This window comes from Lysobacterales bacterium (assembly GCA_016703225.1).
Taxonomy (GTDB): Bacteria; Pseudomonadota; Gammaproteobacteria; order Xanthomonadales; family Ahniellaceae; genus JADKHK01.
On record JADJCM010000010.1, the window covers coordinates 1 to 22,640 of the forward strand.

A 22,640-nucleotide genomic window follows, 5' to 3' on the forward strand; every position below is an offset into this window, starting at 1 on the left:
GTCGCCGAGCGTGGTCGCGGCGTCGCTTGCGATCAAGGCCGCCATGATCGGCGTGATCACCGGGGCTTCGGTTTCGGCGGTGGTCACAGCTGCCGGCACCATGCTGGGCCTGGGCGCGGATGCGGCCTCGGCCGCAGGCTTGGCAGCGGCAGGGCGCTCGCCGCGTTCGGTCCGGTTCTGCGGCTCCGGGCGCGGTTGCTTCGGTTGCTGCGGACGTGGTTCACCGCGCGGGGCGCGATCGGGCTTGTCCGCGCGCGGCTGCGGTGTGGATTGCGCATTGCGGTCCTTCTGGCTTAGCTGGGCGCCGCGATCGGAACGTTCGCCGCGTTCACCGCGCTGTCCGTCCTGATGCGGCTTGCCTCCGGCGGATTTGCGCTCGTCACGCCGTTGCTGGTGTTTGCCCTGCTGCGGCCGCTGGCCATCGCGACCTGGTTGTGGCTTGCCGGGTTGGGTGACCGGCTTTGGCGCCATTGGCGTTTCGCCGGCACCGAACAGGCTGTCCCAGAGGCGACGGAAGAACCCCGGCGCCCTTGCTGCCGCCGCGGCCGGAGCCGCAGCTGCAACTGGCGTTGCGGCAACCGCCTCGGGCGGTTCTTCGCGCATCGGCACCGGGGCGACCGGCGTGATTCGAGTGACCGCAGGCTGTTCACCAGGCTCCACGGGTTGCGTCGATGACGGCAGCGGCGTCGGCTTGACCGGCGTGATGCGTTCATAGCTCGGTGCGGCTTCCAGCGCGACTTCGCTGGCGCGCAGGCGACGCACTTCGTAATGCGGGGTCTCGAGTTTGTCGTCGGCGACGACGATCACGCTGGCTTCCTGGCGTGTCTCGATCTCGATGATCGCGCGACGCTTCTCGTTGAGCAGGAAGTTCGCGATATCGGCCGGCACCTGCACCAGCACCTGGCCGGTGTTTTCCTTCATCGCCTCTTCCTCGACGATGCGCAGGATCGACAGCGACAGTGATTCGATGCCGCGGATGCGGCCATGGCCTTCGCAGCGCGGGCAGACGTTCTGGGTGGCTTCGCCGAGCGACGGACGCAGGCGCTGGCGCGACATTTCGAGCAGGCCGAAGCGCGAGATTCGACCAATCTGCACGCGCGCGCGGTCGACCTTGAGCGCGTCGCGCAGCTTTTCTTCCACTTCGCGCTGGTGCTTGCTCGACTCCATGTCGATGAAGTCGATGACGATCAGGCCGCCCATGTCGCGGATGCGCAATTGACGCGCCACTTCGACCGCAGCTTCGAGGTTGGTGTTGAACGCAGTTTCCTCGATGTCGCCGCCCTTGGTCGCCTTCGCCGAGTTGATGTCGATCGCGGTCAGCGCTTCGGTCTGGTCGATCACGATGGCGCCGCCCGAGGGCAGGCGTACGGTGCGCTCGAATGCATTCTCGATCTGCATTTCGATCTGGAAGCGCGAGAACAGCGGCACGGTATCTTGGTACAGCTTCAGCTTGCGCAGGTTCTGCGGCATCACTTGCTGCATGAACTGGCGCGCATCTTCGTACAGGTCTTCCTGGTCGACGAGGATTTCGCCGATGTCATTGCGCAGGTAATCGCGCAGCGCACGGATGATCAGTTTCGATTCCTGGTAGACGAGGAATGGCGCGGCGCGGCCCTGGGTCGCCTCGGTGATTGCCTTCCACACCTGAAGCAGGTAATCGAGGTCCCACTGCAACTCTTCGGCATCGCGGCCGAGACCGGCGGTGCGGATGATCAGCCCCATTTCGTCGGGGAGCTTGAGTTCATCCATGGTCTCCTTCAGGTTCGAGCGATCCTCGCCTTCGATGCGACGCGACACGCCTCCGGCGCGTGGATTGTTCGGCATCAGCACCAGATAGCGGCCGGCCAGGCTGATGAAGGTGGTCAGGGCCGCGCCCTTGTTGCCACGTTCTTCCTTGTCGACCTGGACGATGACCTCGCGGCCTTCCTTCAGCAGTTCGCGGATGCCGGCCTTGTTCGGGTCGAGGCCGGGCGTGAAGTACTCGCGGCCGATTTCCTTGAGCGGCAGGAAGCCGTGGCGTTCGCCGCCGTATTCCACGAAACAGGCTTCGAGGCTGGGTTCGACGCGGGTGATGCGTCCCTTGTAGATGTTCGACTTCTTTTGCTCGCGCGACGGGATTTCGACATCGAGGTCAAACAGGTTCTGGCCATCGACGATAGCCACGCGCAACTCTTCCCGCTGAGTTGCGTTGATCAACATACGCTTCATTGTGAATGCTTCCTTGCGCTCCTGGCGCGGCGCCCGCTTCGGCACTTGATCTTCGTGTCTTCGCGCACGGGGCTCTCGCCTCGCCACGCAGCGTTCGACACTTGGAATTCGGCGGCGGTACGCCCGGTCGGGCGCAAAATTTACTGGGGTGTTGGACTCGGAAGTCTCCGGTCGAGTCCTGACCGGTCGGTGACGTCACACCGAGGCGGTTGTGCTTCCGCACTATCCGCAAGAGCCTGCCGCTCGGATACGATGTCCGGGTGCAGGACGTTTTCGTCGCTGCAGAGTTCCCGCCCCTTCCATTGCCGCAGGCGCGACAAACAGGTTCGATAAGTAATTGATCGAAGCCCGTTTTCGACGCTGATCGCAGTTCGATTCTAGCCGCCGATGAGCAAACCCGCAAACCCGAGGCCGCAAGCGGCTGAGAGCACCGTCGTGCCGTCGGTTCAGATCCTCGCCATTGGCGAGGACCGGGACGGACAGCGCCTCGACAATTTCCTGTTCAACACGCTCAAGGGCGTGCCGAAGACGCACGTTTACCGCCTGCTGCGCACCGGGCAGGTGCGGGTGAACGGAAAACGCTGCAAGCCGGACACGCGGATCGCGTCCGGCGACCAAGTGCGGCTGCCGCCAGTGCGTGTGCCCGAGCCGCGCGACCCCGGCCAGGCTCCAGAGCGACTGTTGAAGGAAGTGCCGTCCTGGATCGTGTTCGAGGACCGACACTATCTCGTGTTCAACAAGCCCTGCGGCATCGCTGCGCATGGGGGCAGCGGCGTCAGCTTCGGGGCGATCGAGTTGCTGCGCCAGGCGCGACCCGACGAAGCGTTCGAACTGGTGCATCGACTCGATCGTGACACCAGCGGCGTGCTGGTGTTTGCGAAGCGACGCCCGGCACTGACCCAATTGCAGACCGAGATCCGCGAAAATCGCACGCGCAAGCGTTATCTGGCCCTGCTCGCCGGGCGCCTGCCGAAGGACAAGATGCACGTCGATGTTGCGCTCGCGAAGAATGTACTGCAGGGCGGCGAGCGCATGGTCACGGTCGATGATGAGGGCAAACCCTCGCGCAGCACGTTCAAGGTGCTGGAACGGCTACGGGATGCGACGCTGGTCGAGGTCCTCATCGAGACCGGACGCACTCACCAGATCCGCGTCCATGCCCAGCATCTCGGGTACCCGCTGCTCGGCGACGAAAAGTACGGGGACAGCGAGGCCAATCGGGCAGCGAAGCGGTTCGGCTTGAAGCGGCTGTTCCTGCATGCCGCCGAGTTCGGCTTCCGCGTCGGTGATCCAGAACGCGATTACCTGTTTCATGCGCCGCTGGCTGCGGAGCTCGAAGCCGCGCTGGCGAATTGGCCACGCGACTGATCAGGATGCGCGTTCCGCGTGCAGGGCTTCGACCTTTGCGGCGCAGATGAAGTCGTTTTCGGACAGCCCGCCGACGTCGTGGGTGCTGAAGCGCACCAGGCAGTGTCCGTAGCCGATTTCCATGTCCGGATGGTGGTCCTCGACATGCGCGATCCATGCCAGGGCATTGACGAACGCCATGGTGTGGTGAAAGTGGCCGAAGCGGAAGTCCTTGCTGATCAGATTGGCGTCGTCCGACAGGCCCCAACCGGGCAGCAATGCGAGCCGGAGTTCCGCCTCGCGTCGACCGAGCGCGTGTTCGGCGCCCTTGCGTGGTCGGCAGTGCTGGCTGGCGAGCGAAGCGAGGGTGGGACTCATCGGCGATTTTCCCTGTCTTGTCGTGGCGACGCGCGGCACCATATCGCCATCGGCCGAATCGTCAAGCCTCCACCGAGCAGGAACCCCAGTGATCTCGATCTCCGCGAACGCCCGAAACCACTTCCACCGCATCCTGGCCGGACAGGGCATCGAGGGACTGGGCATCCGCCTGGCCGCGCTGCACCCGGGTACGCCCAAGGCCGATTGTCGCCTGGAGTTCTGCGAGCCCAGCGATCTCGATGGCGAAGAGTGGACGCTCGAATGCGACGGATTCACTCTATACGTCGATGCGGCCAGCACGCGTTGGCTGGACGCGGCCGAGATCGATTATCTCGACGGCGCCACTGGCGGCCAGCTGACCATCCGCGCGCCGCACATCAAGGGCCGCGAGCCGGGCGTGGACGCCAGCATCGTCGAGCGCGTGCGCTATGTGCTGGACTTCGAAATCAGTCCGCAACTGGCCGCTCATGGCGGGCGCGTGACGTTGGAGGAGATCGACGCCGATGGCGTCGTCGTGCTGCGCTTCGGCGGCGGCTGCCACGGCTGTGGCATGGTTGAAACCACCGTGCGCGAGGGCATCGAGAAGACCCTCAAGGCGCGCGTACCCGGCGTGACGGCAGTGCGCGATGCCACCGACCACAGCTGCGGCGACCAGCCCTACATCAAGCGCTGAAGCGCGAAAACGGGGTCAGAGTGGATTTCCGCACTCCGCACTCCGCACTCGGAAATCTACGCCGACCCCGTCTTGTTGCGGCGCTACGGGATTTCTTTCACGTCGCCCGGTTGCGATGAGAAATAAGCCGCGAGGTCGTCGATGTCCTGGTTTTTCAGGCCGGCAGCTTGCGCGCCCATGATGGCGTTGGCGCGGGCGCCGGAGCGGTAGTCGCGCAGGACCTTCACCAGATAATCCTCGTGCTGGCCGGCGAGCTTCGGAGTGTTCGCGTCGATCGGGCTGTTGCCGTCGGCGCCATGACAGGCGGCGCAGACTGCGGCCTTGGTCCGGCCGGCGACGGCATCGCCGGCAGACGCGGCGGGAGCGATCGCGCCCAGTGCGATCACGGCGAGCAGCATGGAATGGCGCATTGGCATCGTCCTCATTTCGCGCTCGCCAGATACGCCGCGATGTCGGCGATGTCCTGATCGGAAAAACTTTGTGCCTGTGCGGCCATGGTCGGGTGTTTGCGTTCACCGCTCTTGTAGGCGTGCAGCGCATTCACCAGGTAGTGCTCGCTCTGGCCGGCGATGCGCGGCACGCTGTACATCGGGTAGGTGTTCTTGTATCCGGGAATGCCATGGCAACCGGTGCAGGTGTAGGCGCGCTTCTTGCCCGCCTCGGGGTTCCCGGCCGCGCTGGCGGCGGTGGTGAGGGTGGCGAGAGCCAAGGCGAAAATGCTCAGGGGCAGGCGGGACATCGGCGATTCGGTCCTCTGATGAGAAAGTCTGGCCGCGGCCGCCGGGCGGGCGCGGGATCGATCGGCTAGCGCCGGAGCGGGTCCTATGCTGCCGGCTCCGCGACGGTTCGTGAACATCTTGTATAGCCTGACGACGCCGATGTGATCGCAGCGTCTACGCGGCGAACACTTCGTTGCGGGCATTCTGCCGGAGGCCGCAGGCATGCGCGACTTCCGGCCTATGACGCTCTTTAGGTGTTCTATTACTATACAACACCATCACTCCTCCTTTGTAGGTCTCGGCGAGCTCCAATGCATAAGAAACAAGTGGTTGTAGGCCAATTCTCAGGTTGTGTCTTCATTGCGCTGCTCGCGCTTTCCGCTTGTGGCGGTCGCCCGGACGCGGCGAAGGGCGCGAGCGAGTCGGCGGAAAGCGATGTGCCGGTGCCCGTCGAGGCGGCCACGGCAGGACGCAAGGCGATCGTCGCAAGCTATTCCGGCACCGCCGCCCTGGAACCGGAGAACCAGGCCATGGTCGTGGCCAAGACCGGTGGCGTTCTGCTGCAGCTTCGGGTCGAGGAAGGCGATGCGGTTCACGCCGGCGACCTGCTTGCGCAACTCGATCCTGAGAAGCCGCGTCTGGAACTCGCTCGTGCCGAGGCCAACCTGAAGCGACTGGAGAACGACTTCCGCCGCGCCGCCGACCTGTTCGCGCGCAATCTGGTCAGCGCCGAGGCGCACGAGCGGGCGCGCTTCGATCTGGAGACGCAGAAGGCCGGTTACGACATCGCCAAGCTCGAACTCGACTATACCCGCATCCTTGCGCCGATCGATGGCGTGATCTCGGTGCGCATGGTCAAGGAGGGCAATCTCATCCAGATCAACCAGGGCCTGTTCCGCATCGACGATTTCGACCCGCTGCTGGCCGTGCTGAATGTGCCCGAGCGCGAGTTGACGACACTGAGTCCGGGCCAAAAGGTCTCCATGCGCGTGGACGCTTTGCCGGGAGTGACGTTCGAGGGGCTCGTGGCTCGCGTCAGTCCCGTGGTCGATGCCGCAACCGGCACTTTTCGCGTGACCACCGAGTATCGCGACGCCACGCGGCGACTGAAGTCGGGCATGTTCGGGCGCGTGGAGGTGGTGTACGACCGTCGCGTCGATGCGCTGGTGGTTCCGCGCGAAGCACTTATGGAGGGCGATGCCGAAACGGCGGTGTTCGTGCTGGAGCCGGCCCCGGCCGTGCGCAAGGACGAGAGCGCGGCGACGGCAAAGCCCGGCTGGTTTGCCAAGTTCTTCGGTGGCACCGGTGAGGCCGCGAAACCGGCGGCCCCGGTCAAGCCGGTTCCGGTGTTTCTGGCCAAGCGCCGCGAGGTGAAGCTTGGCTATCTGAGTGGCGTCGATGCCGAAGTAGTCGAGGGGCTGAAGGATGGCGACCGCGTCGTCACCGTCGGCAAGTCGGCGCTGCGTGATGGCGGCAGGGTGCAGATCGTGGAGGCGGACGCGCCATGAGCCGGAGCGAAGTCTCGACGCGGCGACGCGTCACCATTGGCATGGCCACGGTCACCGTGGTGCTGTTCGGGCTGATCGCGCTCGGCGATCTGAAGGTGAACCTGCTGCCGGACCTGTCCTATCCGACGCTGACGGTGCGTACCGAATACAGCGGCGCGGCGCCCATAGAGATCGAAAACCTGATCAGCGAGCCGGTCGAGGAAGCGCTCGGTGTGGTCAAGAATGTGCGCCGGGTGAAGTCAGTGTCGCGCAGCGGCCAGTCCGACGTGACGCTCGAGTTTGCCTGGGGCGCGGATATGGAACTGGCCGGCCTGGAAGTGCGCGAGAAGCTCGAGGTGCTGCAGTTGCCGATGGAAGCGACGCGGCCGCAGCTGCTGCGCTTCGACCCTTCGACCGAACCGATCCTGCGTTACGCGCTGATGGGCGCCGGCGAGTCGGACAAGTTCAACGAGGCCGAACTCAAGCAACTGCGCCGCTACGCCGACGACGAGTTGAAGAAGCGTTTGGAGCCAGTGGCCGGTGTCGCCGCGGTCAAGATTGGTGGTGGGCTGGAAGACGAAGTCCAGGTCGAGATCGACCAGCAGAAGCTCAAGCAGTTGAACCTGAGCGTGGGCGACGTGATCGACCGCTTGCGATCGGAGAACGTGAACGTGTCCGGCGGCCGCCTCGATGAGGGCGCGCAGCGCTTCCTGGTGCGAACCATCAACCAGTTTGCGAGCGTCGAGGAGATCGGCGCGATGCTGCTCAGCCCGGACGGAGCAATAACGCTGCGCCTGCGCGATGTCGCAAGCGTGCGCCAGGGTTTCCGCGAACGCGATTCGGTGATCCGCGTCGACGGCCGCGAGGCGGTCGAAATCGCGATCTACAAGGAAGGCGATGCCAACACCGTGGCGGTGGCGGAAGGCGTCAAGCGGGCGGTGGCGCTACTGGAGAAAGCAAGTCAGTTGCCGGCCAGCGCCCGCCTCGAACGCATCGACGACCAGAGCCGGTTCATCCGCGGCTCGCTCGACGAAGTGACCAGCGCTGCGATCCAGGGCGGACTGCTGTCGATCCTGGTGATTTTCCTGTTCCTGCGCCATGCCTGGTCGACGTTCGTGATCGGCTTGTCGCTGCCGGTTTCGATCATCGCGACATTTTTCTTCATGGGCCAGTTCGGCATCAGCCTGAACGTGATGTCGCTTGGCGGTCTCGCGCTTGCGACCGGCATGGTCGTGGACGCCGCGATCGTGGTGCTCGAAAACATTTCGCGCCTGCGCGAACAGGGCATGGGCATTCTCGAGTCGGCGATCCGGGGCACACGGGAAGTCGGCATGGCGGTGGTCGCGTCGGTGCTGACTTCGGTCGCGGTGTTTCTGCCCTTGGTGTTCGTCGAGGGCGTGTCCGGGCAGCTGTTCCGCGACCAGGCGCTGACGGTGACGATTTCGCTGATGGTGTCGCTGGCGGTGTCGTTGACGCTGATTCCGATGCTGTCTTCGCTGCGGGCAGAGATCGGTCACCGCAGCGACGGCGCAGGACCAGCGCCCGCGCCCGCGCCACTGCCGCGCAGCCGGCTGCTGCGCCTGTGCGTAGTCGTGCTGCGCGCCATCGGCGTGGCGTTGCGCTTCGTGGTGTTCGCGTTGACGCGATTGCTGAGCCGGCTGTTTGGCATCATTGCGCGAGTCTTGTCCTGGGTGCTGTTGCCGCTGGCCGCGGCCACCCATCGCGTCCAGGGCGCAATGGAGAAGCGCTACACGGAGTTTCTGCCCTACGCGCTGACTCATCCGGCGCAGGTGCTGGGCGTGGCTCTGCTGGCCTTTGCTGCGAGCCTGATGCTGGTGCCGGGTCTTGGCGTCGATCTGGTGCCACAGTTGGCGCAGGGCCAGTACGAGGCGACCCTGAAGCTGCCCCCGGGCACACCGCTGGCGCGCACCGACGCGATCGTGCGCGAGATGCAGCGCCGGCACATGGACGATGCCGAGATCGCGACGATCTACGGTGTCAGCGGCGCCGGCACGCGGCTCGACGCAAGTCCGACCGAGAGTGGCGAGAACATCGGGCGACTGGTGATTGGTCTGGCCGAGGGCGCCGGGGCCGAGGCCGAGGCGCGCTCGATGGCGAAGCTGCGTTTGTCGGCCGAAGCGCTAGGCGTGCACGACGCCAATTTTGCGCGGCCGGCGCTGCTGAACTACTCGACACCGCTCGAGATCGAGATCGCCGCCTATGACCTGGATCGACTCAAGGCCGCCGGTCGTGCGGTGGTCGCGGCGCTGCAGACCTCGGACCGCTACAGCGACGTGAAGTCCACGGTCGAGCAGGGCCAGCCCGAGATCCAGATCCGTTTCGATCAGGAGCGCGCCGCTGCGCTGGGTCTGACCACGCGCCAGATCGCCGACCAGGTGGTGCGCAAGGTTCGCGGCGAGGTGGCTACTCGCTACAGCTTCCGCGAGCGCAAGATCGATGTGCTGGTGCGCGCGCTGGAACAGGATCGCGCCTCGGTTGAAGACGTGCGCAACCTGATCGTGAACCCGCAGAGCGACAAGCCGGTGACGCTGGCTGCGGTCGCCGACATCGTCGCCACCGAGGGACCAGGCGAGATCCGGCGTTCGGATCAGGAGCGCGTGGCAGTGGTTTCGGCGAACCTGGCCTACGGCGATCTCGGCACCGCAGCGAGCGAGGCGCGGCGCCTGCTGGTGGCGGCAACGCTGCCAGCGGGAGTCGATGTGCGCGTCAGCGGGCAGAGCGAGGAGCTGCAAGCCTCGATCGACTCCTTGCTGTTCGCGCTCGCGCTGGCGGTGTTCCTGGTGTATCTGGTGATGGCGTCGCAGTTCGAATCGCTGCTGCACCCGTTCGTGATCCTGTTCTCGATCCCGCTCGCTCTGGTCGGCGCCGTGGTCGGGCTGAAGCTGTTCGGCATGCCGCTGTCGGTGATTGCCGGCATCGGCATCATCATGCTCGCCGGCATCGTCGTGAACAACGCCATCGTGCTGATCGACCGCGTCAACCAGTTGCGTGGCAGCGGCGTGTCGAAGTTCCATGCCCTGGTCGAGGGTGGGCGCTCGCGCCTGCGCGCGATCTCCATGACCACGGTAACCACGCTGGTCGGTTTCCTGCCGATGGCGCTCGGGCTGGGCGATGGCGCCGAGATCCGCCAGCCGATGGCGATCACCGTGATCGCCGGTTTGGCCGTATCTACGGTACTGACCCTGGTGGTGATTCCGGTGGTCTACCTGTTGCTCGATCGTCGCCTGGACTCCGACTACGTCGAAGCCGCGCGCCGCGCCGAACTTGCAGCGGCCACGGTGGAGTAGGGCATGAGCCTGGTCGATCTGAGTCTGCGGCGCCCGGTCACCACGGTGATGGCATTCATCTCGCTGGTGGTCGTGGGCCTGTTGGCGGCGGTGCGGCTGCCGCTTGAGTTCCTGCCGGAAATCGACGCGCCGTTCCTGTTCATCCAGGTGCCCTATGCCGGCTCGACCCCGGAGGAAGTGGAGCGCTCGGTGGTGCGGCCGGCCGAGGAAGTGCTGGCGACGCTGTCGGGCATCAAGCGCATCAACTCCAATGCGCGCGCCGATGGCGCGGAGATCTTCATCGAGTTCCGCTGGGACGTCGACATCGCGATCAAGGCAGTGGAGGCGCGTGATCGCCTGGAAGCGGCACGCGCGCAGATGCCGAGCGACGTGCGGCGCTTCTTCGTGTTCAAGTTTTCGACCTCGGATCAGGCGGTGCTGAGCCTGCGAATTGCCTCCGGGCGCGATCTCGGTAATTCCTACGACCTGCTTGATCGCAAGCTCAAGCGTCCACTGGAGCGGATTGCCGGCGTCGCCCGCGTGGAGTTGCAGGGAGTGGAGCCGCCGGAGGTGCAGATCGAACTGAATGCCGACCGGGTTGCCGCCCATGGCATCGATCTGGCCGAACTGAATGCGCGGCTGACCGCGTCGAGCTTCTCGACCTCTGGCGGCGTGATCAGCGATGGCGATCTGCGCTACCGGGTGCAGCCGGTCGGTGAAATCGAGTCACTGGAGAACTTCCGCAATCTGGTGATCGATGGCCGCGGACTGCGCCTGCGCGATATCGCCGAAGTGCGCCTGCGGCCGCGCAAGATGGATTACGAGCGGCACCTCGACTTGCGACCGGCGGTGGGCGTCGAGATCTACAAAGAACGCGGCGCCAACCTGGTGGATGTCGGACGCGCTGCATTGGCCGAGGTACGCCGCATCGGCGCGGACCCGGACATGCAGGGCATCGAGATCTTCTTTCTGCAAGACCAGGCCGAGGGCGTGACCAGTTCACTCAACGAACTGGCGCGCGCCGGCGTCATCGGGCTGTTGCTGTCAGTACTGGTGCTGTATCTGTTCCTGCGTCACTGGGCCTCGACGCTGATGGTCACGCTGGCGATCCCGATCTGCTTCACGATGACGCTCGGTTTCATGTACTTCGCCGGCGTGACGCTCAACATCCTGTCGATGATGGGCCTGCTGCTCGGCGTCGGCATGGTCGTCGACAACGCTGTGGTCGCAGTCGAGAGCATCTACCAGCAACGCGAGAAATGGCCGAACGACCCCATCCGTTGCGCCAGCGTCGGGGTGCGGAACGTGACCATCGCGATTTCGGCCGGAACGTTGTGCCACTGCGTGGTGTTCCTGCCGAACATCTTCGGCGAGCCGAACTTCATCAGCCTGTACCTGAAGAACGTCGCGATCACGATCACCATTTCGCTGCTGGCGTCGTGGTTGGTTGCGATCAGCCTGATTCCGATGATTTCGGCGCGCATCCAGACACCGCAGCACGGGCTGCAGCAGCGTTGGGTGCTGAATTTCCGCAACGCCTACGCGCGCGCGATCGACTGGACGCTGCACCACCGCGTGCGCACCATGTGGATGATGGTCGCGCTGCTGCTGCTCAGCTTCATCCCGATCGGATTCACCAAGACCGACATGTTTCCGAGCGGCGAAACGCGCGACATGCGGCTGCAGTATGAATTGAACGGAATCTACCGGCTCGACGAGCTGCGCAAGAGCGTGGTTCGGGTCGAGAAGTTCCTGCTCGAGAACAAGGAGAAGTTCGAGATCGTGTCCGTCTACAGCTATTTCGACGAGCGCGGCAATGCAATGACAGCTCTGGTGCTGACCGACGATGATGTCGCGAAGAAGGCCAGCACACTGATCCAGGAGGAAATCCGCGCCGGGCTGCCGCAGTTGCCGATCGGCACGGTGAGCTTCGGGCAGGGCCGCCGAGGCGGTTCCGCGGACGGGCTGCAGGTATCGCTGGTCGGCGAGTCCAGCGAATTGCTCGACGAACTTGCGCCGCTGGCGCGCGAGGTTCTGGGCAAGGTCCACGGAGTGCGCGACATCAAGACCGGCCTCGCCGGCAGCGAGCAGGAAATCCAGGTGCGGGTCGATCGTGAGCGGGCCCTGCGCTACGGGTTCTCCTCACAGCAGGTGGCGCAATTCATTGGCATCGCGATGCGCGGCGTGAACCTGCGCGAGTATCGCCACGAGGGCCAGGAAGTGCCGGTTTCGGTGAAGTTCCAGGGCGCTGATTCGCAGGGAATCGACGACCTGCGTGGCTTGCGCATCAAGGCGCCGAACGGCGAGTTGGTGCCGCTGATGTCGCTGGTCGATGCGCGCGCCGAGGCCGGGCCTTCGGCGATTTCCAGGACCAATCGTCAAACGGCGCTGCAGTTGCAGCTGAACCTGGTCAAGGATGCGTCGATGGAGCAAGTGCGCAAGGACATCGAGCAATCGATGAATGCCTTGGCGTTGCCGCCCGGATATCGCTGGACCTTTGGCGGTGGCTTCAACGACGAGGACGAGGCCGGCGCGCAGATGGGGTTCAACACGCTGCTGGCGCTGATGATGATCTTCATCGTGATGGCGGCGGTGTTCGAGTCGCTGCTGTACCCGATCGCGATCCTGACTTCGATCCTGTTTTCCTACCTGGGCATGTACTGGCTGTTCGCGCTCACCGGCACCACGTTCTCGTTGATGGCCGGAATCGGGTTCCTGATCCTGATGGGGGTGGTCGTCAACAACGGCATCGTCATGGTCGAGCACATCAACCAGTTGCGCCAGGAAGGCCTGAGTCGCCACGACGCGCTGGTGCAGGGCAGTCGCGATCGCTTGCGCCCGGTGCTGATGACCATGGCCACGACCATCTTCGGCATGCTGCCCCTGTGCATCGGCACCACCCAGGTCGGCGGCGACGGACCGCCGTACTTTCCGATGGCGCGCGCCATCGTTGGCGGTCTGATTTTCTCGACCATCATCACTCTGCTGGTGTTGCCGGCCATCCTCGCCATCTTCGACGACTGGCGCATCCATTCTCGTGCGTTCTTCAGGCGCGCGATCGGACGCGGGTATTTCAAGCCCGGGGCCGAACTGACCTGACGATCGGCGCCGTAGCCGAGGGCGCTCAGTGCTTTGCGACGATGGCGCCCATCTTCGACACCGCGACGTAGAAGCCGATCGCGGTGCCAAGGTTGGTCAGCATGAAAGTGACGAAGACGTGCGCAACGCGGTTGCGCCACCAACCCTTCCAGTGCATCAGATCGTCGCGCAGGGCCGAGAAGTCGCCGACCTTGGGTCGTCGCAGCCAGGCCTGAATCGCACCCGAGAACATGCCGGACGAGAGCGCCGGATGCAGGGTCGTCACAGGCGAGGTCAAGGCGCCGGCCAGGATCGCCAGCGGATGCGCCATCGCCGCGATGCCGCCAATCAGGCCGCCGGTTACGGTGACGAGCGCCCAGGTTTCGACCAGTTGCCAGCCGAGATCCATGCTCTTCGAAAACGCGATCGCAAACAGCGCGACCACCAGCAGGGTCAGGCCTATGCCGAACCAGGTGCCGAAGCGCGACGGTGGCGGCTCGGCGCTGACCGGCGCAAGCATTTCATTCGGCGCTTCGCGACCTTCGCTCAGATGGTTCGCGATGCCTTCGAGATGGCCGGCGCCGAGCACGGCCAGCACCTTGGCGGGTTTGTCCGGCCTGTCCGCGCCCGCGCGCAGCTTGGCGGCCATGAACTGATCGCGTTCGGCGATCAATGCACGATAGAGGTGTTCGGACTGCTTCGCGAACTCCGAGAAGGTGCTTTGCAGCACGTCGCCCTGCTTGAGCTTCTCGATCTCTTCCTCGGAGATGTCGTCCGACGACAGCACCGAGCCGATCATTCCGGCGGTGAGCGTGGTCTTGTCCCAGAAGCCCAGCGCGGCGCGGGCGCGGCGCAAGGTCAGCCCGACGTCGCGGTCGATCAGCCAGCAGTCGAGCCCGCGTGTTTTCGCTTCCAGCATCGCCGTGCGCATTTCGGCGCCGGGTTCGATGCCGAACTGTTCCGCGAGGCGGCGCTGGAAGGCGCCGAGTGCGAGTCCGGCCATGACCACGCCGGCCTTGCCTTCGCGCAGCACGCGGAATAGGTCCATCTGCGCGACGGCGTCGGGGTCCTCGATCGAGCGCGCGCGGTGTTCGCACAACTCGATCGCGATCGCATCGAAGGACTCGGCCTCGATGATCTCGCGCACTGCTTCGGCCGAGCGCCGCGATACATGTGCGGTGCCGAGCAGCACGAATTCGGTGCCGTCGCGATGGATGCGGCGGATGGGCTGGTCCTCGGCCGCTGCCGCGGCGAATGCTGCGGACTCAGTCACGGTAGCGCTTCAGCAGGTCGACATAGGCGTCGATGCGGCGGTCGCGCAGGAACGGCCAGATGCGACGCACCTGCTCGCTGCGCGCGAGGTCGATCTCGACACAGAGCAGGGTCTGCGACTCGCTGTCGGCCTCGGCCAGGAATTCTCCCTGCGGCCCGGCGACGAAGCTGGTGCCCCAGAACTGGATACCGGCGCCGCCGCTCGGGCTCGCTTCGAAGCCGACGCGGTTGCAGCTCAGCACCGGCAGTCCATTGGCAACCGCATGGCCGCGTTGCGACAACACCCAGGCCATGCGCTGGCGATCCTTCTCGTCCTGGGGGTCGTTCGGGTCCCAGCCGATCGCGGTCGGATAGAGCAGCAATTCGGCGCCGGCCAGCGCCATCAGGCGCGCCGCTTCCGGATACCACTGGTCCCAGCAGACCAGCACGCCCAGCTTGCCGACCGAGGTCTGGATCGGCTCGAAGCCGAGGTCGCCGGGCGTGAAGTAGAACTTCTCGAGGAAACCCGGATCGTCCGGGATATGCATCTTGCGGTACTTGCCGGCGATGGAACCATCGCGCTCGAAGACCACGGCGGTGTTGTGATACAGGCCAGCGGCGCGGCGTTCGAACAGGGACGCGACCACGACCAGGCGCAGTTCCTTGGCGAGCGCGCCGAGGCGTTGCGTGCTCGGGCCCGGGATCGGTTCGGCGCGATCGAATTCATCGACCGATTCGTGTTGGCAAAAGTAGGCGCCGTTGTGCAGTTCCTGCAGCAGCACCAGTTCGACGCCGTTGGCCGCGGCTTCGCGCAGGCCGGCCTCGATGGCGTCGAGGTTGGCGGCCACCGAGCCACGGTCCTGTTCCTGCAGCAGGGCGACCGAGAGGGACTTACGCGACATCGACGACTCCTTCGGGCAACTGCATGGTGATGCAGTGCAGACTGCCATTCTGCTCGATCAGCGAGCGCGCCGGCACCGCGACGATCTCGTGCCCCGGGAACGCGCGTGCGAGCACGCGTTTGGCCTCGGCATCGGCGAGATCGCCGTAGGCCGGCATCAGCACCGCACCATTGATGATCAGGAAGTTCGCATAAGAAGTCGCCAGTCGCCGTCCGTCCGCGGCGTGCATGGGTTGCGCCCAGGGCAACGGCAGCAGCCGGTAGGGGTGGCCGTCAACATCACGCATCGTTGCCAGTTCGTCGCGCATCGCCGCCAGCGACGGGTAGTGCGGGTCGAGCGCGTCGTCGCAGGCCTGGAACACGATGGTGCGATCCGGCGCAAAGCGGGCGAGGGTGTCGATGTGCGCATCGGTGTCGTCACCCTGCAGTTAGCCTGCCTTCAGCAACACCACCTGTGCCGCCGAGAAGACCTGACCGAGGCGTTCGCACAGTGCCTGCTCCGACATCTGCGGATGGCGCTGATGCAGGCAGGTCAGGGTGCTCATCAAGGTGCCGTTGCCATCGACCTCGATCGCGCCGCCCTCGAGTGCGAAATCGTTGCGTTCGTGCCCGGCGTTGCGGAACACGTGTTGCGCGTGCAGGGTACCGATCAGCCGGTCGTCTCGCGAGGCGTCGAACTTGCCGCCCCAGCCGGTGAAGCGGAAATCGAGCAGGCGGAAGCGGTCGCCGGAGCGCTGCGTGATCGGACCGGAGTCCCGCAGCCAGGTGTCGTCGTAGTCGGCGACCACCAGCCGCACGCGCGCCATGTCCACGCTGGCGCCGCGCAGGCGCATCTGCACGTGCGTGCGCAGCGCGTTGTCGGCGACCACCACCAGCAGCGGCTGGAAGCGGGTCACGGCGTGCGCCAGGGCGACGTAGGTCGACTCGACCTCGGCCAGGTTGGCCGCCCAATCGGTGCCGGCGTGCGGCCACGCGATCAGGACCGCCGACTGGGATTCCCACTCGGCGGGGAGTTGCCAGGCCACCGCGTTCATTGGACGGGTTTGGGCCCTTGCTCGTTTGCCGAGGACTTGTTCAGGACCGCGTGCACGACATGGTCATGTTCGAAATAGACGCTGAAAGCCGGATAGACCCAGCGCGTGATGGGCGGCACGCCCACGGCATCGCGCTTCTCGTTCGGGGCGCCGAACTGGGCCTCGACCGTGCTCATCAGGGCGCCGCGACGCGGCAGGGCTGCGGCCTCGGCGCGCTTGCTGCGATCGATCAGAAGGGTGTCGGCCTGCACTGCCCCGACGGACAGTGCGCAGGCGAGGGCGACCAGAAAACGCTTCATGTCGGCATCCCGAAGGTTGTGGGGGCGCTTTGTAGCAAATGCTGGAGCGCGGCGCCATGACCGAGGCGGCACTCTGGCTGGCGAGTGCCCAGCGGGGCGGTACCGGCGACGCGGCGGTCTGGAAGGCAGGCAACAAAAAAGCCGGCCTGGGCCGGCTCTTTCGGGGTTCCGCCGGTCTGGCGGTTCAGCGCTGGCGCGCCTTGAATCGCGGATTCGACTTGCAGATCACGAAGACCTTGCCGCGGCGGCGGACGATCTTGCAGTCACGGTGGCGACTCTTCGCGGACTTGAGGGAGGAGAGGACTTTCATGGCAAAGGGCCTGATTGGTCGTGAAGAAAGCACGCGACTCTAGCGGTCGGACGCGTACGAAGCAAGCGTGCGAGTCCTGTGTCCCGCCGCGACGGCCGCCCGCGATGGTCTCGCGGTTTCTGTGAAAGCGTGCCTAAGCTCGCGTTTTGGCTGGTCTTTCGTGATACGCTCCGCGCGATTTTCACCCCTATCCATCCTTTTCAACTTTGTCTGGAGTCCCCATGGCGCTGGAACGCACCTTGTCCATCATCAAGCCCGATGCCGTCGCCAAGAACGTCATCGGCGAAATCTATTCGCGATTCGAGAAGAACGGCTTGCGCTTGGTCGCGGCCAAGATGAAACAGTTGTCGCAGGCCGAGGCTGAAGGCTTTTACGCCGTGCACCGTGAACGACCGTTCTTCGCTGCGCTGGTCAAGTTCATGATCTCTGGCCCGGTGATGATCCAGGCGCTTGAGGGCGACAACGCCATCGCGAGGAACCGCGAACTGATGGGCGCGACCGATCCGAAGCAGGCCGACCCGGGCACCATCCGCGCCGACTTTGCCGACTCCATCGACGCCAATGCCGTGCACGGTTCCGATTCGGCCGAGAACGCCGCAGTCGAAATCGCGTACTTCTTTGCAACTACCGAAATCAGCAAGCGTTGACCTGGAGCGCTCGTGAGCGAAGCGGCCACCCCTGCAGCAGCAACCGTTCGGGTCAACCTGTTTGACCTGGATCGGGCGGGCCTGCAGCGGTTCTTCATCGGCATCGGCGAGAAGAAGTTCCGCGCCGAGCAGGTGATGAAGTGGCTATACCACCATCAAGTGGACCGGTTCGACGCGATGACCGACGTCGGCAAGGCCTTGCGCACACGGCTCGAGGCCTGCGCCGAACTGGTGCTGCCGAAGGTGCTGCATGAGCAGCAATCAGCGGACGGCACCAGCAAGTGGGTGCTGGCGCTGCCCGGCGGCAATGCCATCGAGATGGTGTATATCCCGGAGACCAGTCGCGGCACGCTCTGCGTATCGTCGCAGGTGGGTTGTGCCCTGAACTGCAGTTTCTGCTCGACTGCGAAGCAGGGCTTCAACCGCAACCTGACCACGGCAGAGATCATCGGCCAGGTGTGGATCGCGAACCAGCGGTTGAAGGCCTTGGGACGTGGCGAACGCCCGTTAACCAATGTCGTGATGATGGGCATGGGTGAGCCCCTGCTCAATTTCGAGAACGTCGTTGCCGCGATGGACCTGATGCGCGACGACTTCGCTTTTGGTCTCGCCAACAAGCGCGTGACCCTCTCGACCGCCGGCCTGGTGCCGATGATCGACGAGCTGTCGGCGCGCAGCGATGTAAGCCTGGCGGTATCGCTGCACGCGCCGAACGATGCGCTGCGCGACCAGTTGGTTCCGCTCAATCGCAAGTACCCGATCGTCGAGTTGCTGGCTGCGTGCAATCGCTACGTGGCGAAACGGCCGCGCGCGGCGATCACTTTCGAGTACACGTTGATGAAGGGCGTAAATGACCTTCCCGAGCACGCGCGGGCGCTGGTCAAGCTGTTGCGACGGGTGCCGTCGAAGCTGAACCTGATCCCGTTCAATCCGTTTCCCGGTACCGACTACGAGCGCTCCGACCCGGAGACGATCGAGGCGTTCAAGCGCATCGTCATGGAGGCCGGACTGATCGCGACCGTGCGCCGAACGCGCGGCGACGACATCGACGCCGCTTGCGGGCAACTGGTCGGGCAGGTGCTCGATCGCACACGGCGTTCGCGCGAACACCGCGCCCGCCAAGAGGAGCGGGTCAATGCAGCGTAGCGGTCTGATGATTGCGGTTTGCCTGGCCGTGGCGGCATGCGGGGGTAGTCGCGATTTTTCCCGGCAGAGCGAGACTCGACGACCCTCGATCACCGATTCGATCGACACCCAGCCCAATGCAAATGATGCCGGCAAGATCAACATTCAGCTGGGCCAGGCCTACCTGAGCCAGGGCAAGCTGGACCTGGCCATGGACAAGCTGAAGAAGGGCATTGAACTGTCGCCGCGCAATCCGGACGGCCACACCGTCATTGCCGTGCTCTACGAGCAGTTGGGCAATACCCCGATGGCCAGCAAGCATTATCTGGAGGCGCGGAAACTCGCGCCGGAGTCGGGGCTTACGGCAAACAACCTGGGCCGCTTTCTGTGCGCACAAGGCCAATACGAGCAGGCCGATCCGCTGTTCGCGGCTGCGCTCATGGACCCGTTCTACCGTTCGCCCGAAACGGCGCTGCTCAATCGCGGCAGCTGTGCGATGTCGGCCGGGAAGCTGGATCTCGCGGGCGAAGCGTTGCGGGCGGCGCTGGAACGCGACGCAAACATGCCTGACGCACTGTACCAATCGGCCATGCTGGCGATGCAGCGCAAGGATTCGATGCGCGCGCGCGCTTTCCTCGAACGTTACCTCGGCGTCGTGCCGGCCTCGCCGCAGGCGTTGACCTTTGCCATCCGAATCGAACAGTCGCTCGACGATCAGCGTGCGGTCACGCGCTATCGCGAACGGCTGCTCTCGGAATTCCCGGAGTCCGCCGAGGCGGAGTCCATCGACCGCAACCAGGGTTCACGATGACGCGCGCACCTCGTTCTCGCAAGAAGAAACCCATCGTCACCGACGTTGGCCAGGAACCGAACTCCGTCGGCGACAAGGTGCCGGAGCCGGCGGGCGCGACGCTGCCGTTGCTGCCGAGCGAACTCTCTGCTGCGTCTGCGGCGGAGTTCGTGGCCGCTGCGCCTGGCGAGGTTGCGACTGCGCTCGCGGAGCCGGCGCCGCTGGTTGCGGCCGACGCTGCGCCCGAACCCGCTGCGCTGTCTGCATCGGCAGCGCTCGATACGCGGAGTTCGATGCGCGTCGAATTCACCGACGAACGCCCGCAACTCGGATCACGTTTGCGTGCCGCTCGTGAGGCGCGCGCCTGGTCGCGCGAAGACGTCGCGCACCGGCTGCACGTGCCGACATCGGTCGTGGCCGACATCGAGGCCGAACGCTTCGAGCGGCTCGGCGCGCCGATTTATCTGCGCGGTTACCTGAGCAAGTACGCGACCCTGGTCGAGCTGCCGCAGATCGTCGTGTCGCGGGCGCTGGAGGGTCTGTGCGAGCCGGTGCTGAAAGCATCCACCGATGCCCCGCCGGCAGCACCGACCTGGGAGCGCTACCGGGTTGCGGTGATCGGCGGCGTGATCACGTTGGCGGTCGCGATTCCGATGCTGACCATGGTTGCCAACCGCGGCATCCATGCGCCGGTGCCGCAAGTCCGCAGCCTCGATGAATCGGAAATGCTGGAGCCGGTGATGCCGGCCACGGCGTCGCCGGCGAACCCTCCGGCCGTTCCGCCGTCGACGGTGTCAGCGACGACGTCGGGACCGACGACGGTCGCTTCTGACCCGATCGCAACCGCGACGGCGGAGCCTGTGCCCGGTGCTGGTTCAGCTGGCGTTGGTGAAACCGAAGCCGCGGACGAAGCTCCCGAGAGCCAGGCCCTGATGGCTTCGATGACCGGGTTTTCAACGCCGGCAACCCCCGGCACGCACGTGCTGGAAGCCTATTTCCGGGAGGACAGCTGGATCGAGATCTTCGCAGTCGACGGTCGTGCGATCGAGCAGAATCTCGTGCGCGCCGGCCAGACGCGGCGCTACGAGTCCACTGGCGCCGTGAGCGTGAAGGTCGGTAATGTGAGCGGTGTCGACCTGCGCGCGGACGGCAATCCGATCGATCTCGCCGTCCACGCCCGCGCCAATGTCGCGCGGTTGCGTCTGTTCGAACCGGCATCCGTGCCGACGCCGTGACTCCGGGGCGCATCGGCGCCCCCGCAACAACAGGAAAACCAGCATGTCCCTTGAAGAACTCGATGAACACGAGCGCAGTGAGCGCGTCCGCGAATGGGTGCGCAAGAACGCCGGGTCGATTCTGATCGGCCTGGCCGCCGGTATCGGTCTCATCTACGGGCTCGAGCAGTGGTCGCACCATCGCAACCGCACCGCGGGGCTGGCTGGCGATGAGTATCGCGCCTATGCCGAAGCGGTCGAAAAGAAGGATGCGGTCGCCGTGGCGACGCTCGGCAAGACCTTGCGCGACAAGTATCCGGCCTCACCGTATGCGACGCTGGCGGCGCTGAATGATGCGGCCACGGCCACGGCAGAAGGCAAGCACGACGAAGCGCTGGCCTCGTTGGCCTGGGCCGAAGCGAACGTAACCATGCCCGAGCTGAAGGAACTGGCGATGCTGAGGCGCGCGCGCCTGCTGCTCGCGACTGGCAAGTTCGATCAGGCGCTGGCGCTGGCGACGCAGATCGGCGCCGACGGTTACAAGGCGCTCGCAGCCGAGGTGCGCGGCGATGCCTTGCTCGCGCTCCAGCGCCAGGCCGAGGCCGTGAGTGCCTACGACGAAGCGCTGGTCGGACTCGATGCCGCTTCGCCGCGGCGGCAAATGGTGGAAATGAAGCGCGACGATCTTGCTGCGACCAAGGCGGGCAGCTGATGATGCGCGCGTTGTTTCTGGTGTTGTGCGTGGTCGGGCTGTCCTCCTGCGAATGGCTGAAAGGGCGTTCGTCCAAGGACAATCTCGATCCTGCGGCGGAGCTGACCGAATTCAGCAAGTCCGCGCCGATGCGCAGACTGTGGTCGCAAGCCGTTGGCGATGGCACCGGGCGCAGTGGCACTCAGCCGCGCCCGGTCGAGGCCGAGGGGGTGGTCTATGCAAGTGATCTCGAAGGCACGATCGTCGCCATCGACCTGATCGGTGGAAAGCGCCGCTGGTCGGTTGACGCTGCGACCCGGCTGTCGTCCGGGCCTGGCGTTGGTTCCGGCCTGATCGTGGTGGGCGGTCTGGATGGCGATGTAATCGCGCTGGATCGCGAAACCGGCGCCGCGCGCTGGGCGACCAAAGTCTCGTCCGAGGTGTTGGCCAATCCGGTGATCGCGGGCGAAATCGTCATCGTGCGCAGCAATGACGGCCGCGTGTTCGGCCTGAAGACTGCGGACGGCTCGCGGCAGTGGTTGTTCGATCGTGGCGTACCCCTCATCAGCCTGCGTGGCAGTGCCGTGCCGGTGGTCGCCGATACCACCGTCTATGTCGGTTATGACAACGGCAAGGTCGTTGCGCTGGATCTGGCCGACGGCGCTCTGCGCTGGGAGCAGACGATCGCGACGCCGAATGGCCGCACCGAACTCGAACGCCTGACCGACATCGACGGCGAGATGGTGCTCGACGATGATGCCCTGTATGTGGTCACGTTTCGCGGCCAGGCCGCGGCACTGACGCGCGATGGCGGACGCATCCTGTGGACGCGTGACCTGTCTGCCTACACCGGAGTCAGCGTGGCCGGCGACAATGTCTACGTGACCGATGCCGATGGCGCGCTGTGGGCGCTTGATCGCCGCAGCGGCAGTTCGCAGTGGAAACAGGAGGCCTTGGCGCATCGCTGGCTGACAACGCCTTCGGTGCTGGGCGACTATCTCGTGGTCGGCGACTTCGAAGGCTATGTGCACATCCTCAAGCGCGCCGACGGCAGCACCGCCGAGCGCTTCCGCGTCGGCGACGAAGGCGTGCGCGCGGCACCGTTGGTGGTTGGCGCGCAGGTGGTGGTTGCCTCGATCGATGGCGAGTTGGCGGCCTTCGCGCTCGACGCGAACGCCGACTGACCGAACCCGGGAGTCCA

General features: G+C 65.2%; 19 protein-coding genes and 1 pseudogene. 11 read left to right on the top strand and 9 right to left on the bottom strand.

Features of this window, described 5'->3' with window-relative positions; genetic code table 11:
• Positions 1 to 2,208: ribonuclease E (gene rne / locus IPG63_18495; GenBank protein ID MBK6729151.1), on the bottom strand; the 2,208-nt coding region annotated here is incomplete at its 3' end.
• A 387-nt stretch (positions 2,209 to 2,595) separates the two neighbouring features.
• Between rne and IPG63_18500 the strand changes: the two genes are divergently transcribed.
• Positions 2,596 to 3,576, top strand: coding sequence for an RluA family pseudouridine synthase (locus tag IPG63_18500; protein ID MBK6729152.1), 981 nt, complete (start codon positions 2,596 to 2,598; stop codon positions 3,574 to 3,576).
• Here IPG63_18500 and IPG63_18505 read toward each other — a convergent pair whose 3' ends face one another.
• Positions 3,577 to 3,933, bottom strand: a complete 357-nt coding sequence (locus IPG63_18505; GenBank protein ID MBK6729153.1) for a 4a-hydroxytetrahydrobiopterin dehydratase — start codon at positions 3,931 to 3,933, stop codon at positions 3,577 to 3,579. It lies immediately after the preceding gene.
• 88 nt (positions 3,934 to 4,021) lie between these two features.
• Between IPG63_18505 and IPG63_18510 the strand changes: the two genes are divergently transcribed.
• Positions 4,022 to 4,606 (top strand): NfuA family Fe-S biogenesis protein, encoded by a 585-nt coding sequence (locus IPG63_18510; protein ID MBK6729154.1) that lies wholly within the window; start codon positions 4,022 to 4,024, stop codon positions 4,604 to 4,606.
• Positions 4,607 to 4,689: 83 nt separating this feature from the next.
• Here IPG63_18510 and IPG63_18515 read toward each other — a convergent pair whose 3' ends face one another.
• Together IPG63_18515 and IPG63_18520 are read right to left on the bottom strand one after the other, a co-directional pair.
• Positions 4,690 to 5,016 (bottom strand): cytochrome c, encoded by a 327-nt coding sequence (locus IPG63_18515; protein ID MBK6729155.1) that lies wholly within the window; start codon positions 5,014 to 5,016, stop codon positions 4,690 to 4,692.
• Positions 5,017 to 5,027: 11 nt separating this feature from the next.
• On the bottom strand, positions 5,028 to 5,345 hold the full coding sequence (locus tag IPG63_18520) for a cytochrome c (protein ID MBK6729156.1): 318 nt from the start codon (positions 5,343 to 5,345) through the stop codon (positions 5,028 to 5,030).
• A 417-nt stretch (positions 5,346 to 5,762) separates the two neighbouring features.
• Between IPG63_18520 and IPG63_18525 the strand changes: the two genes are divergently transcribed.
• The 3 genes from IPG63_18525 to IPG63_18535 are packed head-to-tail and all read left to right on the top strand — an operon-like array spanning position 5,763 to position 13,198.
• Positions 5,763 to 6,833 carry an efflux RND transporter periplasmic adaptor subunit gene (locus IPG63_18525; GenBank protein ID MBK6729157.1) on the top strand — a complete coding sequence of 357 codons (1,071 nt, stop codon included), beginning with the start codon at positions 5,763 to 5,765 and terminating at the stop codon, positions 6,831 to 6,833.
• Entirely contained in the window at positions 6,830 to 10,120 is a 3,291-nt protein-coding gene (locus tag IPG63_18530; GenBank protein ID MBK6729158.1) for an efflux RND transporter permease subunit, read from the top strand. The genes IPG63_18525 and IPG63_18530 overlap by 4 nt, the downstream gene beginning before the upstream one ends.
• Before the next feature lie 3 nt (positions 10,121 to 10,123).
• Positions 10,124 to 13,198, top strand: a complete 3,075-nt coding sequence (locus tag IPG63_18535; GenBank protein ID MBK6729159.1) for an efflux RND transporter permease subunit — start codon at positions 10,124 to 10,126, stop codon at positions 13,196 to 13,198.
• A gap of 25 nt (positions 13,199 to 13,223) precedes the next feature.
• Here IPG63_18535 and IPG63_18540 read toward each other — a convergent pair whose 3' ends face one another.
• The 5 genes and pseudogenes from IPG63_18540 to rpmJ all read right to left on the bottom strand — a co-directional run bounded on the left by IPG63_18540 (position 13,224) and on the right by rpmJ (position 16,972).
• A complete protein-coding gene (locus IPG63_18540; GenBank protein MBK6729160.1) occupies positions 13,224 to 14,450 on the bottom strand; it encodes a TraB/GumN family protein in 1,227 nt (408 codons plus the stop codon).
• The gene (locus tag IPG63_18545; GenBank protein MBK6729161.1) at positions 14,443 to 15,330 is read right to left on the bottom strand and encodes a carbon-nitrogen hydrolase; all 888 of its coding nucleotides are present in this window, start codon (positions 15,328 to 15,330) and stop codon (positions 14,443 to 14,445) included. The genes IPG63_18540 and IPG63_18545 overlap by 8 nt, the downstream gene beginning before the upstream one ends.
• Positions 15,320 to 16,363: pseudogene (locus IPG63_18550) on the bottom strand (agmatine deiminase family protein). The gene IPG63_18545 and the pseudogene IPG63_18550 overlap by 11 nt, the downstream one beginning before the upstream one ends.
• Complete coding sequence (locus IPG63_18555) at positions 16,360 to 16,662, bottom strand: hypothetical protein (protein ID MBK6729162.1); 303 nt, start codon at positions 16,660 to 16,662, stop codon at positions 16,360 to 16,362. The pseudogene IPG63_18550 and the gene IPG63_18555 overlap by 4 nt, the downstream one beginning before the upstream one ends.
• Before the next feature lie 184 nt (positions 16,663 to 16,846).
• Positions 16,847 to 16,972, bottom strand: a complete 126-nt coding sequence (gene rpmJ, locus IPG63_18560) for a 50S ribosomal protein L36 (GenBank protein MBK6729163.1) — start codon at positions 16,970 to 16,972, stop codon at positions 16,847 to 16,849.
• A 221-nt stretch (positions 16,973 to 17,193) separates the two neighbouring features.
• Here rpmJ and ndk point away from each other — a divergent pair, with 221 nt between their 5' ends.
• Genes ndk through bamB form a run of 6 tightly spaced genes read left to right on the top strand, consistent with a single transcriptional unit; the run spans position 17,194 to position 22,623 of the window.
• Positions 17,194 to 17,619: a nucleoside-diphosphate kinase gene (gene ndk / locus IPG63_18565; protein ID MBK6729164.1), complete on the top strand. Its 426-nt coding sequence runs from the start codon at positions 17,194 to 17,196 to the stop codon at positions 17,617 to 17,619.
• Between the two features lie 12 nt (positions 17,620 to 17,631).
• Positions 17,632 to 18,765 carry a 23S rRNA (adenine(2503)-C(2))-methyltransferase RlmN gene (gene rlmN / locus IPG63_18570; protein MBK6729165.1) on the top strand — a complete coding sequence of 378 codons (1,134 nt, stop codon included), beginning with the start codon at positions 17,632 to 17,634 and terminating at the stop codon, positions 18,763 to 18,765.
• A complete protein-coding gene (gene pilW, locus IPG63_18575) occupies positions 18,755 to 19,555 on the top strand; it encodes a type IV pilus biogenesis/stability protein PilW (GenBank protein MBK6729166.1) in 801 nt (266 codons plus the stop codon). Before rlmN ends, pilW begins: the two co-directional genes overlap by 11 nt.
• A complete protein-coding gene (locus IPG63_18580) occupies positions 19,552 to 20,769 on the top strand; it encodes a DUF4115 domain-containing protein (protein ID MBK6729167.1) in 1,218 nt (405 codons plus the stop codon). The genes pilW and IPG63_18580 overlap by 4 nt, the downstream gene beginning before the upstream one ends.
• Before the next feature lie 43 nt (positions 20,770 to 20,812).
• A complete protein-coding gene (locus IPG63_18585; protein ID MBK6729168.1) occupies positions 20,813 to 21,460 on the top strand; it encodes a tetratricopeptide repeat protein in 648 nt (215 codons plus the stop codon).
• Positions 21,460 to 22,623: an outer membrane protein assembly factor BamB gene (gene bamB / locus IPG63_18590; protein MBK6729169.1), complete on the top strand. Its 1,164-nt coding sequence runs from the start codon at positions 21,460 to 21,462 to the stop codon at positions 22,621 to 22,623. Before IPG63_18585 ends, bamB begins: the two co-directional genes overlap by 1 nt.
• Positions 22,624 to 22,640 lie beyond the last annotated feature (17 nt).

Bases quoted from the DNA above. Each gene is read 5' to 3' on its own strand.
- IPG63_18500 (MBK6729152.1), top strand. From the start codon at position 2,596: ATGAGCAAACCCGCAAACCCGAGGCCGCAAGCGGCTGAGAGCACCGTC.
- IPG63_18505 (MBK6729153.1), bottom strand. From the start codon at position 3,933: ATGAGTCCCACCCTCGCTTCGCTCGCCAGCCAGCACTGCCGACCACGC.
- IPG63_18515 (MBK6729155.1), bottom strand. From the start codon at position 5,016: ATGCGCCATTCCATGCTGCTCGCCGTGATCGCACTGGGCGCGATCGCT.
- IPG63_18520 (MBK6729156.1), bottom strand. From the start codon at position 5,345: ATGTCCCGCCTGCCCCTGAGCATTTTCGCCTTGGCTCTCGCCACCCTC.
- IPG63_18530 (MBK6729158.1), top strand. From the start codon at position 6,830: ATGAGCCGGAGCGAAGTCTCGACGCGGCGACGCGTCACCATTGGCATG.
- IPG63_18535 (MBK6729159.1), top strand. From the start codon at position 10,124: ATGAGCCTGGTCGATCTGAGTCTGCGGCGCCCGGTCACCACGGTGATG.
- IPG63_18545 (MBK6729161.1), bottom strand. From the start codon at position 15,330: ATGTCGCGTAAGTCCCTCTCGGTCGCCCTGCTGCAGGAACAGGACCGT.
- IPG63_18555 (MBK6729162.1), bottom strand. From the start codon at position 16,662: ATGAAGCGTTTTCTGGTCGCCCTCGCCTGCGCACTGTCCGTCGGGGCA.
- rpmJ (MBK6729163.1), bottom strand. From the start codon at position 16,972: ATGAAAGTCCTCTCCTCCCTCAAGTCCGCGAAGAGTCGCCACCGTGAC.
- ndk (MBK6729164.1), top strand. From the start codon at position 17,194: ATGGCGCTGGAACGCACCTTGTCCATCATCAAGCCCGATGCCGTCGCC.
- pilW (MBK6729166.1), top strand. From the start codon at position 18,755: ATGCAGCGTAGCGGTCTGATGATTGCGGTTTGCCTGGCCGTGGCGGCA.
- IPG63_18580 (MBK6729167.1), top strand. From the start codon at position 19,552: ATGACGCGCGCACCTCGTTCTCGCAAGAAGAAACCCATCGTCACCGAC.
- IPG63_18585 (MBK6729168.1), top strand. From the start codon at position 20,813: ATGTCCCTTGAAGAACTCGATGAACACGAGCGCAGTGAGCGCGTCCGC.
- bamB (MBK6729169.1), top strand. From the start codon at position 21,460: ATGATGCGCGCGTTGTTTCTGGTGTTGTGCGTGGTCGGGCTGTCCTCC.